Below are 23,276 nucleotides of genomic sequence, written 5' to 3' on the forward strand. Positions count from 1 at the left end.
AATACGAGTAACACCTGTAACAGGATATTTCACCGGCGCAGTAAGTAGAAGGATAAGTCAATGATTTTTGCAGATCAAAAAGATAGCTATTACCGTTGAAAACCCACCGTAGGAAATCCTTATAGATTCTAGGTTGTCCCTTATAATTACCGGTCCCTTACACCCATGCACGATACTTTGAATTACATTACAATTCCACCGCTTTATTCGCTATAGTGAGTAAATCTTTCATGGTAAACACACCGTTTGTCCCTAAAGTGGGCGACCAATCCCTATTATGTCCCAAATAAGATTCTTCATCCATTTCCAACAAGCCGATGAGAGTTTCTGCCACAATAGTACCACCCACAGGACCTAAACCTTCACCAGGTTTGCTGCCACCATTGTCAATCCTTCCAATCTCCTCTGCCTCGGCTAAAATGTAAAACCAGAGCGGTGTCCCATTGTCCAGATTAATGTTATATGCTTGCGATACATTTCGAATTAGGTTCTTTACATCATTGATTTCGCCTTCGTCGCGTTCCGTACAAGCGGCTACGGATTCCCCAGAAGGCAATAAAAAGCTTTGGCCCCTACGCAAATTTCTAGTCGCCAGCGATTTATCTGCGGGGTTGGTGGAATCGATAAAGGGGAGGTTGAGCAAAATGGCCGCGAGCTGGGTGTCCAATTTTTCTGCACGTTGGTAATTGCCGTCAAAATCGAACAAGGCCTCCCACTCCACTATTTGTTTTTGGTTCTTTATCTTTTCAAAGCCCCGTCCGAACTCACTGGAAAAGATACTGTGTACATCGCCTGATGGCTTCAACTTAAGTTTTTGGTTGATCATGGAATGTCCAAAACGATAGGCAGCCACTGAAAACTCCACAGGAATGAAGGCACTGTGGCATGGCTTGTAGAACTTTCGACCAGCGCCCAATATTTCACTTACCAATTTTGATCCGCACAATAGGGGCAAAAACTCGTTCACTACAACCCATTGATAGTGCCACGTTACAAGTTGCCGCGCTTCTTCATAAATCTCCACCGCTGCCTTATGGGGATCTGCATTCTTTAAGGCATCGTAATTTGCATTGTAAAACCGGATCATGGCCAATTGGAACTGTGAAATCACCCGGTTTTCATCGTTTCTTGGGTCTCCGATAATGGCTGTTTCGGTGCCTGTTCGAGGCAGGTCATGTTTTTCCAGATTGGCAGCCTGACCTTGATTCTGGTTGGTTTTTCCTGTCAATAGATAAAGTCCCCTACCCTCAGGTTTATCGTACAAAAAAGGTTCATCCTCTGGACCTCCACCAAAAATACAGTCCAAATCCAACGTAGCGCTACGGGTATTTTCAATTTCACTTGGATTATTGATACTGCTGAAATTGGTTTGGGTGTCAAAAGTAATATCGTGATCTACGAATTGACCAAAAAAGATCATACCCAAGGGTACATCAGAGGTCAATTCAGCATTGGTAGCATCCATAGGTCCCCCCGGGGCTCCCAATTTCGCCAGTTCTACCGGGTTGACATACAAAGGTGAAACTTCCCTAAACATACGCCCAAACCTACCGATGGATTCTTTCCCGTATGAATTGAATGTACATAACTGATTTTTTCCGTAAAAGCTGTGTCTTCCGTGATTGTTTTTCATGATTGTTTCTTTTTTAATTAGTATTGTTTTTAATTGGGGGGAAAATGGTTTCATGCCTTTAGGCAGACCTTCATCATTAAAAGGCAAAACATTTTAATGATGAAGGGAAATACTGTGCGCCCAATAAGATGAAAAAATAACGGGGGAAGTAACTTGTAGGAAGTCAATAACTTGGAGACCAACAAGATAACCCATATCTCCGAAAAATAATTACAGGAAATCCTTAAAAATTCTGGGGTTTTTACCCAGTTGAAATGCACTCCACTTTCCTCCTAGCTTGGGTTTTATATTGTGCACTGTCAAAACTCAACTCCCATTTCGCGAGAGGAGTACAGAACAACCTTAATCATGTTCCATTGTATGTGTTTTCTACACCATACGGACCAAATCATAAAATTTTTAACAAAAAACAAGGTGGATACGCACTTTTTGCTATTCTTTTTTCAAAGAAATCTCATTTTTACTAGGATTTCTGCAAAAAAAGGTTAACTTATATATACACAGAATGTTACACTAAAATAGATATATGAGGCAATTAAAGATTACCAAACAAATTACAAACAGGGATGCCAAATCATTGGAAAAGTATTTTCAAGAAATTTCCAAAATTGATTTGATAACAGCAGAAGAAGAAGTAGAATTGGCCAGAAGAATTCGCGAAGGTGATCAAGTTGCTCTCAATAAATTGGTAAATGCCAACCTGCGTTTTGTGGTGTCCACCGCAAAACAATACCAAGGCAGTGGCCTACGGCTTTCCGACTTGATCAATGAAGGGAATATTGGTTTGGTGAAAGCCGCCAAACGTTTTGATGAAACCAGGGGGTTTAAATTTATCTCCTACGCGGTTTGGTGGATCAGACAATCCATATTGCAGGCCATTTCACAAAACTCCCGTATGGTACGGTTGCCCCTAAATAAGATTGGGGAAATCAGTAAAATAAACAAAGTGTATTCCTCTTTGGAACAAATGCACCAAAGACCTCCGAGCGCGGCTGAAATAGCCAACGAGCTTGATACCACTTCCACGAAAGTGAAACTGGCCATGAAAAATTCGGGGAAACACTTGTCCATGGATGCGCCTTTTCAGGAGGGCGAATCCTCCAACCTCTACAATGTCGTGGCATCAAAGAACACCTCAAGCCCCGATGATAAAATGATCAAGGATTCCCTGAGCACGGATATCAGCCAAGCGTTAAAAACCCTCCCCGACCGCGAGAGCGAAGTCATCCGTTTGTATTATGGTCTGGGACAACGGGCCCCAAAAAGTCTGGGCGAAATAGGGGAACTGTTTGATATTACCCGGGAACGTGTACGTCAAATCAGGGAAAAAGCCATCCGAATGCTGAGAAAACGTTCGCACAATCAGGTTTTACAAGCCTATTTATAGTGAGCGGCACATAGTATATAAAAGCCAACCTTTTAGGTTTGCTTTTTTTGTTCTTAATTGCCAAGTGTTTTTTACGATAATTCCTCGGTAACCAGTTGGTTCTTGGATACACCGAGCTTTGCCAAATCTTGTTGTACCGACTTCATCATCGGTGGCGGTCCGCATAGGTAGAACTTCGCATCGGTATCGGTAATATGTTCTTTTAAGAATTCGGTATCCATAAATCCATGTGGAAACTTACTGCTGTGTTCATCAGAAAGAATATTGATAAAATCCTTGCCCAACCACCTATGAAATTCGGACTGCATAATGATATCCCTTTCACGCTGATTGGCAAATAGCAACTTATTGCCTTCCAACTGGTTTTGTTGGGCCAACTGCCTAAAAATCGCAATAAATGGGGTGACCCCTGCCCCACCGGCCAAAAATACGCCAGGGCCTTGATACGAAATGGCACCCCAGGCATCGTCCAGTAATAAATGGTCACCTTGTTCCAGTGTTTGCAACATATCGGTTACACCATCGTGATTGGGATATACCTTTATGGTAAACTGTAAAAAGCCATCATCCGGTAGTCCCGTAAAGGTAAACGGACGCTTTTTTTCCCGCCAACCTTCTTTATCCAACGCAACTTCGGTAGCCTGACCGGGCTCAAAACTGTAATCGGCAGGGCGCTGCGTCTGGATTCGTAGTACATTGTGGGTTATAAAACCTATTTCTTGAATTTTAACTTTGTGTGGCATGATGTGTTTTTAGTTGTTAAACAAAATATTTATGTCACTTCTGGACAGGTCCTTACCAAAAAAATAGGCCAACCTATAATGGCTGGCCCTTTATTCTTTTCAACTAAAATTTTAGGTTACTTTTTTAAGGAGACCTTTAGTTGAATATCCGTTTTTAATAATTTGGAGATAGGACAAACCTCTTTTGCCTTATGTGCAATTTGCTGAAATTGCTCGGCATCGATATCGGGAATGTCGCCTTCCAAATCTAAATTGATCAAGGTCACCTCCCCGTCTTCAAAAGTTACAGTACTTGCAATATCCAAACTTTCTGGGGTAAATCCGTCCTCTCCCAATAAAAAACTTAACTGCATCGCAAAACAACCTGCGTGTGCCGCACCCACCAACTCTTCCGGGTTGGTGCCTTTTTCTCCATCCTCGAAGCGCGTGTGGAACGAGTATGGTGTTTTGTCCAATACGCCACTTGCTGTGCTCAATGTTCCTTTTCCTTCTTTGCCAGACCCTTTCCACTGGGCCTGAGCTTTTCTTGTAAATTTCATGTGTTATCTTTTTAAAATTATTATAATCTAGTATTAGTTATGCTTCCTGTTGGGCGCTTGCCTTGGGGTAATCGGTATAGCCTTCTTTGCCCGGGGTATAAAAGGTATCTTTGTCCCATTCGGCCAGTTCTATATCGTTCTCAAGGCGCTCCACCAAATCTGGATTGGAGATGTATGGTTTCCCAAAGGCTACCAAATCAGCATTTCCCGAGGCAATGACCTCGTTACCCGAATCTTGGTCAAACCCGCCGTTGATCATTAGCGTACCATTGTACAGGGGCCTGAAATGTTTGGCAATTTCCGTTACCGCGTAGGGTATATCGGAAACATCGGTAAATGGTTCGGACAGATGGATGTAGGCCAAATTGTAATCGTTCAGTTTTTTGATGATATATTCAAATGTGGGAATGGTATCCTCATCCATCGTCATTCCAAATACCCCGTTGAGCGAAGGATTGAACCGCGCCCCGATTTTTTCCTCTGGGATGACTTCCTTCACGGCATCCAACACTTCAAAAAAGAAACGAGCTTTATTTTCGTGGCTTCCTCCGTATTCGTCGGTTCTTGTGTTGGAGGTCCCGTTAAAAAATTGATGGAAAAGATAACCGTTGGAAGAATGGATTTCTACTCCATCAAATCCTGCTGCCACAGCATTTTTGGCGGCATTCTTGAAGTCTTCCACCGTAGTTTTGATATCGTCTTTGGTGATTTCCTTCGGAGTTACGGTATCTTTAAAGCCATCTGGTGTGTAGGATTGCTCGTTGGGATTTATCGCCGATGGTGCCAGAGGCAGTTCCCCATCATGGAAAATCGGGTGGGACATTCTACCCACGTGCCATAACTGGATAAAGATCTTACCGCCTTTGTCGTGAACGCGCTTGGTCACCTTTTTCCAGCCCTCCACTTGGGCTTGGGTATGTATTCCAGGCGTATTGATGTATCCGACAGCTCGTTCCGAAACCTGAGACCCTTCGGTGATGATCAAACCTGCGGAAGCACGTTGTTCATAATACAGGCCATGGAGTTCGTCAGTCGGCTTTTTTTCGTCGTTGGCCGCCCTGCTTCGGGTCATAGGTGCCATTACGACACGGTTCTTCAAGGTAATGTTCTTGTTGTATGGTGTAAGTAAATGTTGCATATATCTGATTTTATTTATCAGAAAGATACAATGCGGAAAACCTAAAATGATTGACCTAAATCAATTAGGCTTTTTTTAACTCACGTAGTTTTTTACGGGCACGGCTAAGGCTTTCTGCGGAAACTCCCAAATAATTGGCTATTTGGTAGTTGGGAACGCGGCCATTAATATTTGGATAACTCTCACAGAATTCCAAATAACGTTCTTTAACACTTTTTCCCAAAGACGATAGAATGCGTTTACGTTGCGATATGAAAGCACTGGTGACCAATAGCCTAAAATAGCGTTCAAAAATGGGAGCTTCTTGAAATAGAATTTGTAGGTCATCTTGATTGATGGCCAATAAAGTGGAATCTTCCAAGGCTTCAATGTACAATTTGGATGGTACTCCGTTGTAGAATGCATCAAAATCTCCAAGCCACCAATTTTCTATGGCGAACTGAACAATATTCTTATTCCCTTTTTGGTCCAAATAATACGCACTCAAACATCCTTCCACCACAAAATACTCATGCTTTACATAGGTATTCGGCCGCAATACAAACTTTCCTTTGGCTACTGCCACCTCCCTAAGTTTTGAGGTGAACAAAAGCAAATCCTCCGGGCTTGCCTTTACTTGGTCATTAATATGTTGGATTAATGGTTGATGTATCATTCAGGTATAAAAAGTATAATAGGTGAGGCTTATGTTTAGAGATCTATATTTATATCGATCCCATATTTCTTCTAAAATAGGGATAGTAGATAAAACTTATATGTATAATCGTAAAATTGATTAATTGTAAATTAATGGCATGGCCATTTGATTATTGATATCTTAATATTATCAACTACATTCCCCAAACAATAACCCATAAAAAAACCACCCAAAGGGTGGCTTTTCCAATCTAGTATAAAAATCGTGTTTTTATAGTATCTCAACCACTTCAAGGTCGAACACCAAATCTTGGCCAGCCAACGGGTGGTTGGCATCTATGATAATATCTTCTTCTTCTACCTTGGCCACTCTAAACTGCTGTTCTTGCCCTTGGGCATTGGAGCCAACCAAGCCCATGCCCACTTCTGGTTTTAGGTCTTCCGGCAATTGTGTTTTAGAGATTTTTTGAAAAAGTGCCTCGTTTACCTCTCCATAGGCGTCTTGCTTATCTATGGTGATGGTTTTCTTTTCGTTAACGGCCATATCAATAAGACCTTTTTCAAAACCTGGTATAAGCTGACCCTGTCCTAATGCAACTTCCATAGGTTCGCGCTCCAAAGAACTGTCAAAAACCTGTCCGTTGGTCAATTTACCTGTGTAGTGCACCTTTACAGTGTCATTCTCTTTTACTGTACTCATAATTTTTGTTTATAGTTTTAAAATCAAAACGTTGCAAATATACAGGGTATAAAATGGTTCAACGAAAGAGTTGGCGCATACCTTTGGAAAAATTCGGTTTTTATCCAGGTTTGCTTGAATTTGTGCTAGAATTCTGCATAAACACGATGAAATTGCATAAAAAAGGCCCACAATGTAAACCAATGTGGACCTTAGTTTTTTTAAAACAAGCTATGCTTATTTCTTGCCGGTATTTACAAAACCTACTGGCATTAAAAGAATTTCTTTGGAGGCAATGTTGAGCCCTTCGGAGGTATCGCCTTCCTCTAAGGTGCTTAAATCAACACCCGGTGTTCCTCGTGGCAGATCGTACTGCTCCCCTACGCTAGCTGCCCCATAGCCCAGGTCTTTCATGGAACCGGCCGTAATCCTGCTCAATGGATTTTCACCCAAGTTCAAGAACCCGGTCATAAGCTCGTTGTTCAAAGTAGATTCTTGCCAATGGCCAAATGCCGTTCCGGGTCCATAAAGGCTTTCTATGGGCAGTTCCCCTGTTCCTCCTTCAGCATTCCAGAATACGTTCGCTTTATGTCCTGCAAAATATGGGGTGGTCTCGCCACCTAGCATCAAGGTCCTGTCAAATCCAAAATCAGCAGTGTTCCAAAGTGTTCCAATGCCCAAAACGTGCCCCATTTCGTGTACAATCACATCTTCGAACAAGTCCAAGCTTTCCAAAAAGTCCAGGTCCTCCACATCAAAGTACATAACGCCCGAAATAGGCAGGAAATCACTTGTGCGGACAAAATTGGGTCCAGCCTGCCCCAATACACCGCCGGGACCATCGATGGGTGCCAATGCCACTTCTATTACTATATCGTCCAAGGTTCCATCCACAGCAGGAGGAAAACCTGTAAATGCCGATGGAATGGTTCCTGTTATGGACGGAACGTCCTTTATAATGATTCGCTCCCATCGGGCAGCGGCTTGATCAAATACTTCTTGCTGTCGTTCGGTGGGTGGCAATAAAAACTTTAAGCTGATATTAAAACGTCCGTTATCGGTACCCGCGGCACCTGTTGCCCTTGCGGTCGAAATATCCGTGGTAGTCAAATCATCCAAAATAATGGGATCTCCTGTGCGTGCTTCAAGTGTAATCAACGTAGGTTCGGACTCTTGAATGGAGTTTACATCTTCGTCCATACCAACATCGTTGGAGCAAGAGGAAAAAATCAGCATTCCCACAGCTGCTGTAAATGATAAAGAATAGCGGAAAATTTTTGTGAGGTTTCTCGTAATCATGTTCTCAATTTTTAAGTTAATCCAGTAAACCAGAGTTTTGATTTTAACTCAATTTAACAAAAAAAGGTGATTACTCCAACCTTGTAACAAAACAGCAATGATTATGTATAGAATGAGGTTATCTATGTAAGAATGGTTATTTTTTGATGATAATTGATTGAATCCAGAAATCACTTTTCGTTGACCTCTACCAATTTATCATCATCCCACTCACCTCCAGCGACCACATCGCCCTCGGCATCGTAGAACCTACCAGCTCCGTTTCGCTTGTCGTTTTTCCACTCACCGGTGTACTTTTCTCCATTGGGCCAGTAGTAGGTACCATATCCATTACGCTTGTCATCTTCATAGCTTCCCACGTAATATTCGCCATCGGCCCAGTAAAAGGTACCCTCGCCATGGCGCTGGTTGTTTTTCCAATCATCTTCGTACCTACTTCCGGTCTCTAAAAGCGCAACGCCAAAACCGTGGGCCTTGCCATCTTTTACCTGACCGATATAGTGTAGTTGATTGCCTTTGTTGCTTTTGAACGTAAGATATTCCCCAAATGATTTTTGCTGCAACTGTTTTTTAAGACGGGCCAATTGTACTTTGGCTTTTTCCAAGGAAAAGTTAATGGAATCATACTTTCTAACGGCTTCCTCTTCGGCCCAGTTCGATTCTTGGATGGTATCCTGTTTTGCAGTTATGTTGTCGGGCATGGGGCTGACAACTATTTTGTTTTGCTTTAACTTTTCCGCCAATGCTATGCGCAAAGGAATCACCATATTGTTTTCTTTACTGGAGTTCATTGAAGCATGATATGATGAAATTGCGGTATCATAATCTTCTTGGAGCAACAAAGAATCAATTTTATTCAGTTGCTCATAGGCGTTTATCTTTTTCGAAATAACCTTGTTTTCTTCTTTGATCTGTGCCAGGTCTTTTTGAAGTTGAACCGAACGGGATGCAAAGAAAAACATTGCCAAGGCAAAAAAAGCTAAAAGTATATAGGGAGCGTATTTTTTTAATTTCATGCGTTAATTGCTTGGTTCACTATTACATACGTGATTAATCGGTCAAATGGACGTCCGGTAACTTTTTTTTAACTCTTCTAAAGTCAGGGGAATAATACATATGGAATCTCAATGTCCAACCTTGTTGATAATAGCCTCCATTGTACCTTTCCTGTCCTTGATTGTACAAAACACCAGCGGCGAATGTGAGTCTAGGGGTAACAATATATCCAATGGTGGTCGTTAAGCGAAGGTCTTCCATCGGGCTTGCAACCACCTCCTTGCCACTCTGCATGATCAACTCGGCTTCCGGTGCCACATAAATGGTTTTGGGGCTGAGTTTATTATTATTCAAAGGGATTTTTGCCCTGAACATGTATCGCCAACGGTTTCTGAAAATATAGTCGCTATTCTCTGTAAATCCTTTGCTCCAGCGGTGCTCTATTCGAATTCGATGATAGAACATGGCCGAATAAAAAGGCATGGCAAACTGATATTGGTGCCAGATACGCCATTCAGGAACCACATTTTTACCCTCGGAATCTTCATCGGTATTAAAATTGATACGCACTACCCCACCCAATCTAAAATTGGTCTTTTTGTTGAAAATATAACCAATGGCATGTCGGTTATAAATTTGACCTATCTGTCCCATAAACGGGGTGCTTTCTGTTTCCTGAAACCTAAAATGGGTCTGGGCATCCCAAAAGAGGCGTTTACCAATACGAATGTTCCCGTATGTATTGAACCAAACCTTGGTTTTTGGATCTTTGTACTGTGAGGTCTCCGGAAGCACTTCGGGTTCTGACTCTTGTGCAAAAACCGCACATCCGAATAATAGGACAACAACCGCCAAAAAGCTATTTCTACAATTTCTCATGTTTATTGGTTTTGGGTGGTTGATCGTTCGAGTATCAGTGCCAAAACCTCTGTTGGCCGTTTTTCACGACGAAGTTTGCGCTCCAATTTGCGGGTGTCCCTATTTCTCAAATCCAATATACTTTGGTGAGTGTTCATCATCTGGTCGTTCAATGTCCCTATATTGTCACATGTTAATTCTTCTGTTGCCGTGTTCAAGAAATAAGGAATAAGTATATCCCTGTAGGCCGATACAATTCGTTTTTTTACCTCCTCTTCCATCACATTGGCCATAAAAGGATTCCAGACGGCATCGGTATATTCCTTTTCCACAACTTCGATACGATTTGGAAGTTCTTTAATGCCTGTTGCCAATTCGCTGAGTTGCACAAGACATGCTTTTGCTCCTTTTCCATATTCCAGTTTTTCCTGGGGGTTTTTGATATCCGCATAATGGGTCAAAGAGCTATCGGCCAAATGCTTTAGCTGTTTTAATGCATTCGTATATTCTGATGAAAGTCCTGAAACAGAATCCAATTTCTGCTCTAGATCATTGTTCAGCTCAATAAGTTCTTCTTCCAGTCCATTCAACATTTGAAGCTGTTCCTCATTGGTCAACCGTGATGCAAGAGAACCCTTTATGTATTCCAAACTCATTTTTGCGTACGTGGCCAAAGCCTCGACCGCCAACAGGTCGTTGCTTTCATATTCAAACTCTTCAGAACTTGGCAGCTTAAACGTACTGGTGCCACCTTCTTCATCAGCGACCACCAAAATCTCCGTGCTAGGTTTGCCATTGGGCCAAAGTCTTGCCAATAGTAATGGAATCTCTTGGTACTGGACAATTTCCAATTGCTTATGTGCCACCAATGTGGATAAAGGAATCAAGAAGTCGTTGTTTATTTTTTGGGCCGCATTGTAGTAAAAAAGTGCTTCTGGGTCCGTACGCTTTACGATATTCAAATGGCTGTTTTCCAATATTGTGGAGCTCATTTTTGAGGCATCCTTATATTCCGAAACAATTTTGTCCAAGGTTTTATTTTGAAGGGAATCCAATGGAAAGTAAGGTACCCTGACTTTCATGTTGGGCTTAAAATCAGAGGTTCCCAAATGGTTTAGCACATTGTTCACCTTTTGATAATAATCCATGTTCTGGTCCAACAAACGTACTATTTGACTTTCCCTGCTTTGCAAATGGATAAGCGATTGAAGCAAAGCAATATAGCCCTCGTTCAACTGAACGGTTTTATAGGATGCAACGCTCTTGGTAAATACGTTTATATCCTGTGATTTGCCATCGGACTTTATTTTTATGGTTCTCAGTAATCCATCCTTGAAGAACCAATCCTCGATATCCTCCACGGCCTCTGTTCCATAGTACGACCATTCATCGTGCGCAAGACCGTCCCTTAAAAATCGACCCACCAGCACGCTGCTATCGTTCTCTATCCGAAAATTTTGACGCGGTACTCCTTTGTCAAAAGAAATGGTGCTTTTAAATATGATTTTTTCAACCTCGGAGTCCTTTATCTGGTTAATGGTGTAGTTCCAATCACCATCGGGTTTACCATCTATTAGGTTCCCCTCACCTATTTCTTTCACACCACTGACCAAAACCCGGTATTCGTAGCCCACCACCTGACTCTGGCTATTGGTCTTGTATTCGCCAAATTCAAATTTCCATGGTCCGTTGGCAACGCCTTTATCAAACTTGCCCGAAAAACGAAAGGATGTGTCCTCGTTCTGCACCAAGGTCTCTAAATTGGATTGTTGTAATTGAAAATTACCGTCAAAAATGGTATCGAGGTCTGAAATAGCGAATTGATAAACTGCTTTTCCCGAATAAGGCCCCACTTTAAGCGGACCCTCGTATGTTTCTCGTTCTTGCCCAAAGGTCTGAAGCGAAAGCATCAAAAATAGAAATACAGGAAAAAGCCGTTTTTTGGAAGGCTGTATCATGGAGTAATCTAGTGTTAGTCGAATCGTCCATTTAAATACGTTCCCAAATGGATATATGGACGACAAGATCAAAGGTTTTACGATATTTATGGATATACCCGTTATTTATTGAACGGTTATTAAAGCTCAAAGGAAAATTCTATCAAACTGCTTATCCAGTTTACTTTGGTAAATGCTACAACTGCTTTAAAATAAATAAATCCTTTCTTTTTTTTCATACCTTGTTCTCTTGATTCATCAATAAACTAACTCAATGAGAAAAAATTACTATCTGTTGGCCTGTGCCATAGTTTTTATGGGTACCTCTTCTTTTGCTCAGGATAAAGAGCAGGTTGCGGACAGCACAAAAAAGGCAACCGAAGAACTGCCCCTTGAACCGGAGAGAACCATTTCTTTTACCACCAAAGAGGGTACTTGGATTTCTTTGGATGTAAGCCCTGATGGCAAAACCATCATTTTTGATTTGATGGGCGACCTGTACACCATTCCCATCCAAGGAGGCAAAGCAACTCAGATTACAGAAGGAATAGCCTATGATGTCCACCCGAGGTTCAGCCCCGATGGAAAATCCATCGTTTTTATTTCCGATAAAAGCGGGTCCGATAATATCTGGACCATGGAATTGGGGTCAGAAGAAGCCAAACAAATTACCAAGGACAGTGATCAGAATTTCTTTTCGGCCGACTGGAGTCCGGATGGAGACTATATTGTTGGTGCCAAGGGCCGCAGGAACATCAAGCTGCACATGTACCACAAAGATGGTGGAGGCGGTGCACAACTTATCTCCGAACCGGAAAAACTGAAAGCCATTGACCCAGAATTCTCGCCAGATGGAAAACTCATTTATTTTTCGAGACGTACGGGAGCATGGAACTATAACGCCCAATTACCCCAATATCAATTAGGGACGTACGATACCGAGGATGGTGGGGTTTCCCTGGTTACCTCCCGATATGGTTCCGCATTTACCCCTACGCTTTCGCCCAATGGTAAATGGTTGGTATATGGTAGCCGTTTTGAGACCGAGACGGGACTTGTATTGCGCAATTTGGAAAATGGTGACGAGCGTTGGTTGGCCTATCCTGTACAACGGGATGAGCAAGAATCCATTGCACCACTTGGCGTACTGCCTGGAATGGCCTTTACTCCGGATAGCAAAAACTTGGTGGCAAGCTATGGAGGGAAAATATACAGTATAAATATCGACTCGAATTCATCGGTTGAGATACCTTTTGAAGTAGATGTCAATCTTGAATTAGGCCCACAATTATCCTTTAAATATCCCATTGAGGATACCAAGGAGGCTTTTGTGACTCAAATCCGGGATGGGGTTCCGTCACCCGATGGAAGCAAACTTGCATTTACGGCGTTAAACAGGCTTTATGTGATGGATTTGCCCAATGGCACACCAAAACGATTGACAAAAAACGACTTTACCGAAGCTCAACCCGCTTGGTCCCCAGATGGCGAGAGCATTGTTTTCACTTCTTGGGAAACCGATGGTGGTTATTTGTACAAGGTAAGTGCAAACGGACGCGGAGGCTCTAAAAAACTAACGGAGGAGTCGGCTATCTATAGCAATCCAGCTTGGTCTTACAAAAACAATAGAATAGCATTTACCAAGGGTTCCGCGCAAGTATATCGCGATGCAATTGGCCCTCGTGCCAGTGGTGCGCAGGAAGATTTGGCATGGATTCCATCCGAAGGCGGAAAAATTACGGTGATAGATAAATCCGAAGGTCGTTCCAACCCACATTTCACCAAAGTGGACGACCGAATTTATTTGAACAAGGACAAAGATTTACTTTCCATTCGATGGGACGGCACCGATCAAAAGGAACACCTTACGCTTAGCGGTATTACTACCTTCGGTTCCTCTTCCTTTGGGTTTCATGATGAAAACGGAGGCCATAGTATTTTACCGGGCTCCGAACAAAATCAAGCTCCAGAGGATAAATCATCTGCTCCTTCGGAAATCAAAATTTCTCCGGATGGCACAACGGCCTTGGCCAAAATCAACAATGATATTTACACGGTGACTGTTCCTAAATACGGAAAAACGCCAAAAGTATCTGTAGCAGATGCCGATAAAGCGGCCTTCCCTGCAATGAAATTGACACTGTTGGGAGGTGAATTCCCAGCATGGTCCGGTGATGGCAAAGATGTGCATTGGTCTTTGGGCGCCAGTCACTTTATTTATAATCTTCCGGCCGCCAAAGCATATGCTGACAGTGTGGCAATTGCTAAAAAGGAAGCCGAAAAATTAAAAAAGGAGAGCGAAGATGATGAGGAAGAAGATGAAAAGGATGAGGACAAAGAGGAAGACAAAGGATATCAAGCTAAAGAAATCAAGGTAAAGGTTAGTTATACCAAAGATATTCCCGAGGGTACGGTGCTGATAAAAGGAGCTCGTATCATCACAATGAAGGATGACACCGTAATTGAGAACGGTGATATTCTTATCGAGAACAACAGAATAAAAGCCATCGGAAGCTCAGGCACCCTAGATGTTCCCAACGGTACCGTTGAGATTGATGCAACGGGCAAGACGGTTACCCCCGGCTTTGTGGACACCCACGCACACATGTGGCCCAACTGGGGCATCCATAAAAATCAGATTTGGATTTATTCAGCAAACTTGGCGTATGGGGTTACGACCACTAGAGATCCCCAAACTGCCACTACCGATGTATTGACCTATTCCGATATGGTTGATGCGGGGATGATGCACGGACCACGGGTCTACAGCACCGGGCCTGGTGTCGGCTATTGGTCGTACAAAATAAAATCATTGGAACATGCCAAGGAAGTGCTAAAGCAATACAGCGAGTACTACGATACCAAGAGCATAAAAATGTATTTGGTGGGGAACCGACAGATGCGCCAATGGATCATTATGGCGGCCAAAGAATTAAAATTGATGCCGACTACCGAAGGTGGATTGGATTTTAAATTGAACATGACCCAATTGTTAGATGGATATCCCGGACATGAGCATTCGTTCCCGATTTATCCAATTTATAATGACGTCGTACAATCCGTTGCAGAATCCAAAATGGCGGTCACCCCTACCCTTTTGGTATCCTACGGCGGACCATGGGCGGAGAACTATTATTATGCCACCGAAGACGTGTACCATGACAAAAAGCTACAATACTTTACTCCCTATGAAGAATTGGCACAAAAATCAAGACGAAGAGGAGCTTGGTTTATGCCCGAAGAACATGTTTTTCAAAAGCATGCCGAGTTTATGAAAGATCTGGTCGAAGCTGATGGTCTCGGAGGCATTGGAAGCCACGGTCAGTTACAGGGGTTGGGTTACCATTGGGAACTCTGGTCCGTGGCCAGTGGCGGTATGAAAAGCATGGATGCACTGAAAGTTGCCACTATTTTGGGTGCAGAATCCCTTGGTTTGGACGGAGATTTGGGTAGTATCGAGGAAGGTAAATTGGCGGATATTTTGATCTTGGATAAAAATCCGTTGGAAGATATTCGAAATACCAACACAATTACCCACGTTATCAAAAACGGTAAGGTATACGATGCCGATACGTTAGATGAGGTGGCTCCTGTTAAAAAAGAAGCAGAGACATTCCATTGGCAAACGAAGAAACCAGAAGGAGTTCCAGGAATGAAAAAATAAAATACCCTAAATTTAAAAATGAAAGGCGCACAGATGGGTGCGCCTTTTTTATTGTCAAATTACTACTGCGTTTAAAAATTATCGTTGTTGAATGTCCAATCGTAATCTAGTGCTAATTCATTGATTTTAGCAATGGTGGTTTGATCAATCAAATCGGTGCCTGGGTTGTATTGATAATCTATATACCCACTATTGGTTGCATTTAGGATTACATGATCATAAACACCTGAAATTATTTCATCCAATTTCTCACCGATAAATTGGTTGCCACCTATGTAAAGATGGGACACTAAGGGATTGTTGGATAAATCCAAATCAGTTAAATTATTGTTGCGAATGGACAATCTTTCAAAACGACTAAGTGCGCTTAGATCTATATTGTCCAACAAATTATCGGCTATATATAAAGCCCTTAGGTTTAGGTTTGCAGAAAGGTCTATCGTACTTATTTGATTTTCATATAAATCTATACGTTCCAAAATGACATTTTCAGAAAGGTCTATTTCTGTAAGGTTATTTGCCCCCACACTGATTTCCTGCAATTTTAAATTTTGGGAAACATCAATATTTGAAATAGAATTATCACTTAAATCAATTCGCTTCAGAACTGGATTATTGGTAAGATCCACACTGGTTAAATTATTCTGTTCTGCCTCTAGTATTTTTAACTTTGAATTATTGGAAACATCAAGCATTGAAATTTGATTTCCGTATATAGATAAATACTCTAACTCAATATTTTTAGTGACGTCGATTTCAGTCAACCGGTTATGTCTCGCCCAAAGCGTTTTTAAATTCACATTATTCGAAAGATTCAAATTTGTTATCTGATTATAACCAACACTCAATTTTTCCAGCACAATATTATTGGAAGTGTCCAATGATGTCAGTGCTCCTGCATAAAATTCGCATGTTTTCAGCAAAATCAGTTTATCGATTTCTGCGGATGTGATATTGCTTTCAAAGTTTTGTCCTTGATCACTGTTGTTAAAACTTAAATATTCTATGACCTCAACAGCTCCAGTTACTTTTATTTCATAAATGCCGTTCTCCTGGTATTGATGAACTAGCTCATTCTCAATATTAATTGTACTTAGGGTAGACACATACTCTTCAATGGTTCCATCGCCCCAATCAATGGAATATTTTGAACCGGTCAATGATTTTAAAACAATTGTTTTGGTGGTAAGAACCGCTGAATCATCAACAGTCATTGTAAAAAAGTCTTCGGAATCAGGGAAGGACAGTTCCGCTTCATCGTAACCAAATTCGACAAATGAATAACCATCCGCCCCAATATTTTCAACGGTTGTGGTTTCGGAATTCGCTGACTGAACCGTAAAATTGTAGGGCAACGATGTTCCCGAGAACAGAGATAAGGTCGAGGTCGCTGTAGGTACCAATGCTACAACTATATCATCGGAATCCACTAGAACAAACTCAGTTAAATTATAGTTCCCCGGATCCAGCATAACTTCTTCGGTCACAAAGCCATCTCCATGGACAAGAACATCTAACTTTTCGAAGTCGAGTACTTGGACTCCATTGTCGGTCTCAATGCTTATAAAGGCATATACTGGTACGTATTCCTTCCCCACACCGTGAGCAGTTTTGGCCGTTATTTCTTTATTTAAAATACTAAAGGATTGTCCTCCCTGTTCCACTGCTTGTGGCTCTTCCGGCCCTTCGGGGTCTATAGGACCTTCGTCCTCTGAGCAGGAAACCATAAAAATGAACATCAATAGTAAATAGAAAGTTTGTTTCATGATAAAGGAAGGTTACTTAACCTAATATGCAAATTGAATCGAGGGCAAGATTGCCGTGTAGAAATACTCTCGTGATGGTGGACAGGTCAGGGTTAAGGTTGATTTTGATTATAACTTTATGTGCTTTCTAAAAGTAGGATTTTTCTTTGAAATATGGAATGGTTAGTTGCGAAACACCGTATTTTTCAGATAAAATACCGATGTATCCATCTAGATGCTTACTATACCTGAATAAAAAAGCGCACCCAATGGTGCGCTTTAATGTTTTAATCAAAATATGATTTCTTACCAGATCTTTATTCTTTCCTCTTCTGGTTTATAGTTTTCTTCCCCCTCCTTTACATCAAAAGCCTCATAGAACGGAGTAAAATTCATTAACGGACCATTTACCCTCCAGATGGCCGGAGAGTGAGAATTGGTATTCACATAGTTCCTCATAAATTCATCACGTACTTTTACACGCCAAATACGGGCAATGGACAAAAAAAACCGCTGATCAGGTGTGTATCCGCCAATTTTAACGGTATCTTGCCCTTGTTCCGTCATTTTAAAGGCATCGTAAGCGATTGCAATTCCCCCGTTGTCCGCCGTGTTCTCACCAATGGTCATCGCACCTTTCAAGTGAACGGTGTCCAACACTGTAAACGAGCTATATCTATCTATCAATTGTTGGGTTTTGCCTTTAAATTTTTCCAAATCTGATTTGGTCCACCAGTTTTTCAGGTTTCCTTCGCCATCGTATTGCGAACCATTATCATCGAACGCATGAGTAAGTTCGTGACCGATCACCATTCCGATACCTCCATAATTTACCGCATCATCAGCGGCCATGTCAAAATAAGGGAACTGTAGAATCCCAGCAGGGAAAACAATCTCATTTAAAGAAGCATTGTAATACGCGGTTACAGTTGATGGCGTTGTGCCCCAAGCATCTTTATTCGGTGGCTTGTTAAGGTATTGGACGTTATACTCGTAATTATTTTCCTGTAGGGCTACCACATTTTCAAAGTATTGGTCTCTTGCAATTTCAACATCATATTCCCTCCAAACATCTGGATATCCAATTTTTTTGGTGATGGCATACAATTTTTCCTTGGCCTTTGTTTTGGTGCTATCGCTCATCCAGTCCAGTTCGGACATTCTGTTTTCAAAGGCTTTTTGAAGATTATTTACCAAATCCAATACCCGTTGCTTCGCGGCTTCATCAAAATATCGTTTCACGTACAATTGTCCCAAGGCAAAGCCTAGATTCCTATCTACCTGTTGGGCCATGATCTGTGCCCTTGATTGTTGTTCGGACTGCCCCAACAAAATTTTGTTGTATTCAAACAGGGCATCTTCAAAAGGGACGCTCAAAAATCTGGAGTAATTGTCCAAGGTATGCGCCTTTAGGTAGGTTTTCCAATCATTCACAGAAAGGCTTCCAAGCAAATTGTCCAACTTATCATAATAAGCGGGCTGTCTCACATTGATGGAATCTGCCTCTAACTCCAATTTTGCAAGCATAGATGCCCAATCAATATTAGGGTTTGATGCAGTAATAGAAGAAACCGCCAATTTATGATAGTTGGTCTGTGGGTCTCTTCTTTCGATACGGGTCTTATGCGATTCCGCCAGTTGTTTTTCTATATCGTACACCGTTTCTGCCTTTTCGGTACCATCTTCAATATCCGTTAAATCGAACAAGGTTGCCAAATAGGTTTTGTAGGCTTCCTGAATGCCAACTGTTGATTCATCTGTCTTAAAATAATAATCCCTGTCCGGCAGCCCCAAACCAGATTGTCCGGCATGTAAAATATTGATCTGACTGTTTTTGTTATCAGGTGCCACACGTAGTCCCATAATGGAGTTATTTCCTTTGGAAACTTGTTCAGTGACAAAATCGACCAACTCATTTTTGTTGGAAATGGCATCGATTTCTTCCAAAATAGGCTTTATGGGTTCATATCCACGTTGGTTAAGGGTAGCCGTATCCATCCCTGATGCAAAGAAATCCCCCACTTTTTGTTCCACGGTGCCTTTTTCATGCTCGGAGGATGAAACTTCTTCCAAAATATTCTGCAGCAATTGGCGCTGTGGTATGTTCAAGAAACTATAGGAGCCTACACCGACCTGATCATCGGCAATTTGGATTGTATCGTACCATGTTTTGTTCACATGGTCGAAAAAATTGTCGCCCGGTTTTATGGACTCCGTGATTCCTGTAAACGCAATTTTGGACGGTTCTTCTTCTTGCTTTTTTTCCTGTTGACAAGACAGCAACAGCATGCCCGCGAGGGCCATTCTTATTGAGTATTTCATAGGGTTGGTTAATTTACTCAAATATACCTATTTATCAAAAGTTGTTCTTTGACAAGCATGCCAAAAATTAGTTAAGGAATTTATAAAAACTTAAGAGTGAAATATTTGGTTATGGACTATTTGAGCCAAGAAATTTCTGACTAATTGGATTTGTTTGCTATTTTAGGGCAACATAACCATTACCAAACTAGCCAAATGTACAAGCCAATTGCCCTGATCATACTATTTTTATCTTTTTATCTATCCTACTGTCAAGTTTCAATTACCAAAGAGCCTTCTTGGATAATTAAAGAAGAATACAACCCTAATGCAGTAGCGCCTGAAAATAGCCTTTATGGAGGTACTCATGTACTATTGTATACCGAACAAGTACATGTTGACCGTGAGGAAGCTTACATTAAAAATGTAGCAAAGGCAGTAGAGTATAGTGGTATCCAAACTATCTCCAGTGTTGTTGCAGATTACGACCCCAGCTACCAAGAATTAAGGTTCCATCATATCGATGTAATCAGAAATGGGAAAAGGATTAATAGATTAAATCAACAGGATATTCAAACCGCCCGACGTGAAACCAATGCTGAAAGTTATATTTATGATGGTTCCATTTCTGCTTTTGTGAATATTCCAGATGTGAGAATTGGAGATATTGTTATTTATAGTTATAGTGTGAAGGGGTTTAACCCTATTCAAAAGAATAAGTTCTCCACTAGTTTTGTTTTGAATTCTACCCAACCTATAGACCGTATTTCAGCACATGTTTTTTCCAAAAACCCATTGCATTATAAAATGCTCAATTCGGATTTGGTGGCTGACCTTAAGAAAAGAGGGGGCATAAACCATTATAAATGGTTTCAAAAAAATGTTCCCGCAATACTAATGGAGGAACAAACACCGTCTTGGTATATCCAAAATGAAACTGTTTTGGTTACCGAATATGATTCTTGGGATCAAGTCATCGATTGGGGTAAAAATATTTTTACGTTTCAAGAACCTTTGAGCCAAGAACTTCAACAAGCCATTTCTGAAATTGAGACCAACAATAAAACGGAAGGGGAACGCATCAAATCTGCTTTATCATTTGTTCAAAATGAGGTAAGATACCTCTCCATTTCTTCGGGTATAGGGGGATATAAACCTAATCCTCCGAACAAGGTCATGGAACAGCGTTTCGGTGACTGTAAGGACAAAAGTGTTCTTTTCGCCACCATGCTCAACCAAATGGGTATTGAGGCCCACCCTACATTGGTAAATACTTCCCTAAAACAGGAATTATCAAATCTTACGCCATCATCCAAAATATTTGATCATTGTATTGTAAAAGTGGTGGACGAAAATGGTTCAACTTTATGGTACGACCCAACACTTACCGACCAAGGTGGCACATACGCCAATACTTATACTCCAGATTATAGATATGGTTTGGTGCTAGACCAAAATATGTCAGACTTGGATACCATAACGGATTTTCGAAGTAATATGATAGAAACATTTAGCACCTTCACCTTGGAAAAAGATGGTTTGGGTGCTGAACTAGAGGTTCGTACGCATTATTACGAAGGTGAAGCAGATTTTATGCGTTCCGTATTTCGAAATAACAGTAAAGATCTTATTCAACAGGAGCTGATGTCTTATTACACTGATAATTATGGAAGAGTTTCATCTTTGGCTCCACCAACCATTGAAGATGATACCATCAAAAATGAATTCTTGTTGTTGGAGCGTTATCATTTGGACTCCATTTGGAGCCCATCCGTAGAAAAGACAAACACTATGAATTTATCCATCTTTCCCAACGGATTAATCTCCAATTTGAGTATGCCAACCCAGTTGCAACGATTAACACCATATGCACTTACCTATCCTTTCGTTCGAAAGGAACATATTAAAGTTAAATTAGCTGAGGCCATAAGGGTTAAACCTGAAAATGTGACTATTAATTCAGATTATTTTTATTATGATTTTAATTCCAAGTATAATGCTAAGGAAAAAATCATTGATTTGGACTATTACTATAAACATCAAAATGACCATGTTCCTGTTTCGGGATTTGACACCTATTACAACGATATGGTCAAATTGGATCAAAACATCGGGTACCTTATATTTACCAACAATGACACCCTCACTTCTTCAACCTACTCCTTGGGCTACTCCTTAGGAACCATCATTGGTATTGGAATCATAATTGCTATCCCTGTTGGATTGATAGCGTTGATAGTCATTTTTGTTGTCCGGTACAATAAACGAAAAACAGCTAATCCGTCTTAATAGGATGATTACACGTTAAAATTGTAATACTGAAAATCATATCGGTAGCACATGTGAAACATTATACAATTGAGATGGAAGCCTCAATTTACAAAATGTCAAAATTCTTAACCTGTTAGTTGCTAAGCCAGTTCTTTAATAAGAATCAAAGCCCTATCTATTTCTTCTTTGGAATTATAAATATGAACGGAATGCCGTATCATTTCGTTGCCTACCGAACGGGGCTGTAAACGTTCCTTGTCCCACATATATTTTTGCAGGTCAGGGCCACTCATGCCTATAACCCCGTAGGTGGTGATTCCCGCCGCCATATCCTCATTAGTGGACGAATAGAATGTAACATGGTCCATTTCCTTGAGACCGTCACGCAGGTATTTGCCGAGTTCCTTCACACGGTCCAACCACACATCATGACCTACGGTATTGAAGAAATCCACAGCGGCATCATACCCGGCCATTAGTCCTGCATTACCTGTTCCGTTTTGCATCAAACGGAAACCATGATCATCTTGATTGTCCCAATTATAGCTGGCAATGGTGGTCCAGATATCCCCTACCACATCTTTATTAATGTACAACAATCCACTTCCTGAAGGTGCCAACAACCATTTGTGCAAACTGGAGTAATACGCATCACAGCCAATGTCCTTTACATCCACGGGTATCTGCCCCACGCATTGAGCACCATCCAAAACGGTAAAAATGCCACGCTTTTTTGCCTCGGCACAGATTTCCTTAACGGGCATTACCGTTCCAAATCCTGAAATTATGTGAGGTACGGCTATCACCTTGGTATTTGGCGTAACCTCTTTAAAAATGGCATCCACAATTTCCTGTGGGTCATTGGCAGGTTCGGGCATGGTGGCCTGTTTGTATACACAGCCTTTTCGTTTGGCCAACAATTGCCAAGCCCCAAAACCACCACCATGCTCTTGGTTGGTATTGAGAAGTTCGTCACCTTTTTGTAAATTAAGGCCCATCCCTACGTAGTTCATGCCAAAAGTGGCATTTTGGGTCAGGGAGATTTCCTTAAAATTGCAATTGATGATTTTGCCCAATTTGGTGCGAAGCTCTTCATACGGAAAATAACCTGTCAACAATTCGGGGCCGGAGCCATTTTTATAATCTACGGTGGCAGCTTCCACGTTCCAATGCATCATATGGTCGAACATTTTGTCCAACACATATCCCGGTGTTGGCCCCATGGTGCCGTTGTTGAAGTAGGTCTGGCCTTCTTTTAGGGGAAATTGCTTGCGTACCATTCCCCAATACGCTTCATCTTTGGGGGCATTGACTTTTAGGGGTTCGATGGACCAATCTTTTTGGGGGTCAAAAGAAATAAACGGGAGCGACATCATGGCTGCCGTGCCTTGTTTTAAAAATTTTCTGCGTTGCGTCATGGTTGGGTTGGTTATGGGTTAATTGTTTGTTG

At 41.4% G+C, this 23,276-nt stretch carries 16 protein-coding genes; 3 read left to right on the top strand and 13 right to left on the bottom strand.

Annotated features, from left to right (window positions below):
* Positions 1 to 187: 187 nt before the first annotated feature.
* Complete coding sequence (locus K1F36_RS00780; protein ID WP_220112096.1) at positions 188 to 1,633, bottom strand: peroxidase family protein; 1,446 nt, start codon at positions 1,631 to 1,633, stop codon at positions 188 to 190.
* Positions 1,634 to 2,159: 526 nt separating this feature from the next.
* On the opposite strand from K1F36_RS00780, the gene K1F36_RS00785 reads away from it, so the two are divergent.
* Positions 2,160 to 3,020, top strand: coding sequence for a sigma-70 family RNA polymerase sigma factor (locus K1F36_RS00785; protein WP_220112097.1), 861 nt, complete (start codon positions 2,160 to 2,162; stop codon positions 3,018 to 3,020).
* Positions 3,021 to 3,091: 71 nt separating this feature from the next.
* Here the strand turns inward: K1F36_RS00785 and K1F36_RS00790 are convergent, their stop codons facing one another.
* From K1F36_RS00790 to K1F36_RS00830, 9 genes are all read right to left on the bottom strand, one after another.
* Positions 3,092 to 3,763 carry a ferredoxin reductase domain-containing protein gene (locus tag K1F36_RS00790; RefSeq protein ID WP_220112098.1) on the bottom strand — a complete coding sequence of 224 codons (672 nt, stop codon included), beginning with the start codon at positions 3,761 to 3,763 and terminating at the stop codon, positions 3,092 to 3,094.
* Positions 3,764 to 3,879: 116 nt separating this feature from the next.
* On the bottom strand, positions 3,880 to 4,302 hold the full coding sequence (locus K1F36_RS00795; protein ID WP_220112099.1) for an OsmC family protein: 423 nt from the start codon (positions 4,300 to 4,302) through the stop codon (positions 3,880 to 3,882).
* Positions 4,303 to 4,339: 37 nt separating this feature from the next.
* On the bottom strand, positions 4,340 to 5,440 hold the full coding sequence (locus K1F36_RS00800; protein WP_220112100.1) for an alkene reductase: 1,101 nt from the start codon (positions 5,438 to 5,440) through the stop codon (positions 4,340 to 4,342).
* 64 nt (positions 5,441 to 5,504) lie between these two features.
* Complete coding sequence (locus K1F36_RS00805) at positions 5,505 to 6,095, bottom strand: Crp/Fnr family transcriptional regulator (RefSeq protein ID WP_258538887.1); 591 nt, start codon at positions 6,093 to 6,095, stop codon at positions 5,505 to 5,507.
* 252 nt (positions 6,096 to 6,347) lie between these two features.
* Positions 6,348 to 6,776 (bottom strand): FKBP-type peptidyl-prolyl cis-trans isomerase, encoded by a 429-nt coding sequence (locus tag K1F36_RS00810; RefSeq protein WP_220112101.1) that lies wholly within the window; start codon positions 6,774 to 6,776, stop codon positions 6,348 to 6,350.
* 216 nt (positions 6,777 to 6,992) lie between these two features.
* Positions 6,993 to 8,054: a leishmanolysin-related zinc metalloendopeptidase gene (locus K1F36_RS00815; RefSeq protein ID WP_220112102.1), complete on the bottom strand. Its 1,062-nt coding sequence runs from the start codon at positions 8,052 to 8,054 to the stop codon at positions 6,993 to 6,995.
* A gap of 170 nt (positions 8,055 to 8,224) precedes the next feature.
* Complete coding sequence (locus K1F36_RS00820; protein WP_220112103.1) at positions 8,225 to 9,070, bottom strand: MORN repeat-containing protein; 846 nt, start codon at positions 9,068 to 9,070, stop codon at positions 8,225 to 8,227.
* A 34-nt stretch (positions 9,071 to 9,104) separates the two neighbouring features.
* Positions 9,105 to 9,929, bottom strand: coding sequence for a DUF2490 domain-containing protein (locus K1F36_RS00825; RefSeq protein ID WP_220112104.1), 825 nt, complete (start codon positions 9,927 to 9,929; stop codon positions 9,105 to 9,107).
* 2 nt (positions 9,930 to 9,931) lie between these two features.
* Entirely contained in the window at positions 9,932 to 11,932 is a 2,001-nt protein-coding gene (locus K1F36_RS00830) for a hypothetical protein (RefSeq protein WP_220112105.1), read from the bottom strand.
* Positions 11,933 to 12,119: 187 nt separating this feature from the next.
* Between K1F36_RS00830 and K1F36_RS00835 the strand changes: the two genes are divergently transcribed.
* Positions 12,120 to 15,509 (top strand): amidohydrolase family protein, encoded by a 3,390-nt coding sequence (locus K1F36_RS00835; RefSeq protein WP_220112106.1) that lies wholly within the window; start codon positions 12,120 to 12,122, stop codon positions 15,507 to 15,509.
* Positions 15,510 to 15,580: 71 nt separating this feature from the next.
* On the opposite strand, the gene K1F36_RS00840 is transcribed toward K1F36_RS00835, so the two are convergent.
* The gene (locus K1F36_RS00840) at positions 15,581 to 17,275 is read right to left on the bottom strand and encodes a leucine-rich repeat domain-containing protein (protein WP_220112107.1); all 1,695 of its coding nucleotides are present in this window, start codon (positions 17,273 to 17,275) and stop codon (positions 15,581 to 15,583) included.
* Positions 17,276 to 17,560: 285 nt separating this feature from the next.
* A complete protein-coding gene (locus tag K1F36_RS00845) occupies positions 17,561 to 19,576 on the bottom strand; it encodes a M13 family metallopeptidase (RefSeq protein WP_220112108.1) in 2,016 nt (671 codons plus the stop codon).
* A 195-nt stretch (positions 19,577 to 19,771) separates the two neighbouring features.
* Here K1F36_RS00845 and K1F36_RS00850 point away from each other — a divergent pair, with 195 nt between their 5' ends.
* Positions 19,772 to 21,844: a DUF3857 domain-containing transglutaminase family protein gene (locus K1F36_RS00850; RefSeq protein ID WP_220112109.1), complete on the top strand. Its 2,073-nt coding sequence runs from the start codon at positions 19,772 to 19,774 to the stop codon at positions 21,842 to 21,844.
* 122 nt (positions 21,845 to 21,966) lie between these two features.
* Here the strand turns inward: K1F36_RS00850 and K1F36_RS00855 are convergent, their stop codons facing one another.
* Entirely contained in the window at positions 21,967 to 23,244 is a 1,278-nt protein-coding gene (locus K1F36_RS00855; protein WP_220112110.1) for an aminotransferase class V-fold PLP-dependent enzyme, read from the bottom strand.
* Positions 23,245 to 23,276 lie beyond the last annotated feature (32 nt).

Source organism: Flagellimonas abyssi (assembly GCF_019457905.1).
GTDB lineage: Bacteria > Bacteroidota > Bacteroidia > Flavobacteriales > Flavobacteriaceae > Flagellimonas > Flagellimonas abyssi.

What these genes read in the sequence shown, in the direction of transcription:
- K1F36_RS00780 (WP_220112096.1), bottom strand. Translation starts at nt 1,633, where the DNA reads ATGAAAAACAATCACGGAAGACACAGCTTTTACGGAAAAAATCAGTTA.
- K1F36_RS00785 (WP_220112097.1), top strand. Translation starts at nt 2,160, where the DNA reads ATGAGGCAATTAAAGATTACCAAACAAATTACAAACAGGGATGCCAAA.
- K1F36_RS00790 (WP_220112098.1), bottom strand. Translation starts at nt 3,763, where the DNA reads ATGCCACACAAAGTTAAAATTCAAGAAATAGGTTTTATAACCCACAAT.
- K1F36_RS00795 (WP_220112099.1), bottom strand. Translation starts at nt 4,302, where the DNA reads ATGAAATTTACAAGAAAAGCTCAGGCCCAGTGGAAAGGGTCTGGCAAA.
- K1F36_RS00800 (WP_220112100.1), bottom strand. Translation starts at nt 5,440, where the DNA reads ATGCAACATTTACTTACACCATACAACAAGAACATTACCTTGAAGAAC.
- K1F36_RS00805 (WP_258538887.1), bottom strand. Translation starts at nt 6,095, where the DNA reads ATGATACATCAACCATTAATCCAACATATTAATGACCAAGTAAAGGCA.
- K1F36_RS00810 (WP_220112101.1), bottom strand. Translation starts at nt 6,776, where the DNA reads ATGAGTACAGTAAAAGAGAATGACACTGTAAAGGTGCACTACACAGGT.
- K1F36_RS00815 (WP_220112102.1), bottom strand. Translation starts at nt 8,054, where the DNA reads ATGATTACGAGAAACCTCACAAAAATTTTCCGCTATTCTTTATCATTT.
- K1F36_RS00820 (WP_220112103.1), bottom strand. Translation starts at nt 9,070, where the DNA reads ATGAAATTAAAAAAATACGCTCCCTATATACTTTTAGCTTTTTTTGCC.
- K1F36_RS00825 (WP_220112104.1), bottom strand. Translation starts at nt 9,929, where the DNA reads ATGAGAAATTGTAGAAATAGCTTTTTGGCGGTTGTTGTCCTATTATTC.
- K1F36_RS00835 (WP_220112106.1), top strand. Translation starts at nt 12,120, where the DNA reads ATGAGAAAAAATTACTATCTGTTGGCCTGTGCCATAGTTTTTATGGGT.
- K1F36_RS00840 (WP_220112107.1), bottom strand. Translation starts at nt 17,275, where the DNA reads ATGAAACAAACTTTCTATTTACTATTGATGTTCATTTTTATGGTTTCC.
- K1F36_RS00845 (WP_220112108.1), bottom strand. Translation starts at nt 19,576, where the DNA reads ATGAAATACTCAATAAGAATGGCCCTCGCGGGCATGCTGTTGCTGTCT.
- K1F36_RS00850 (WP_220112109.1), top strand. Translation starts at nt 19,772, where the DNA reads ATGTACAAGCCAATTGCCCTGATCATACTATTTTTATCTTTTTATCTA.
- K1F36_RS00855 (WP_220112110.1), bottom strand. Translation starts at nt 23,244, where the DNA reads ATGACGCAACGCAGAAAATTTTTAAAACAAGGCACGGCAGCCATGATG.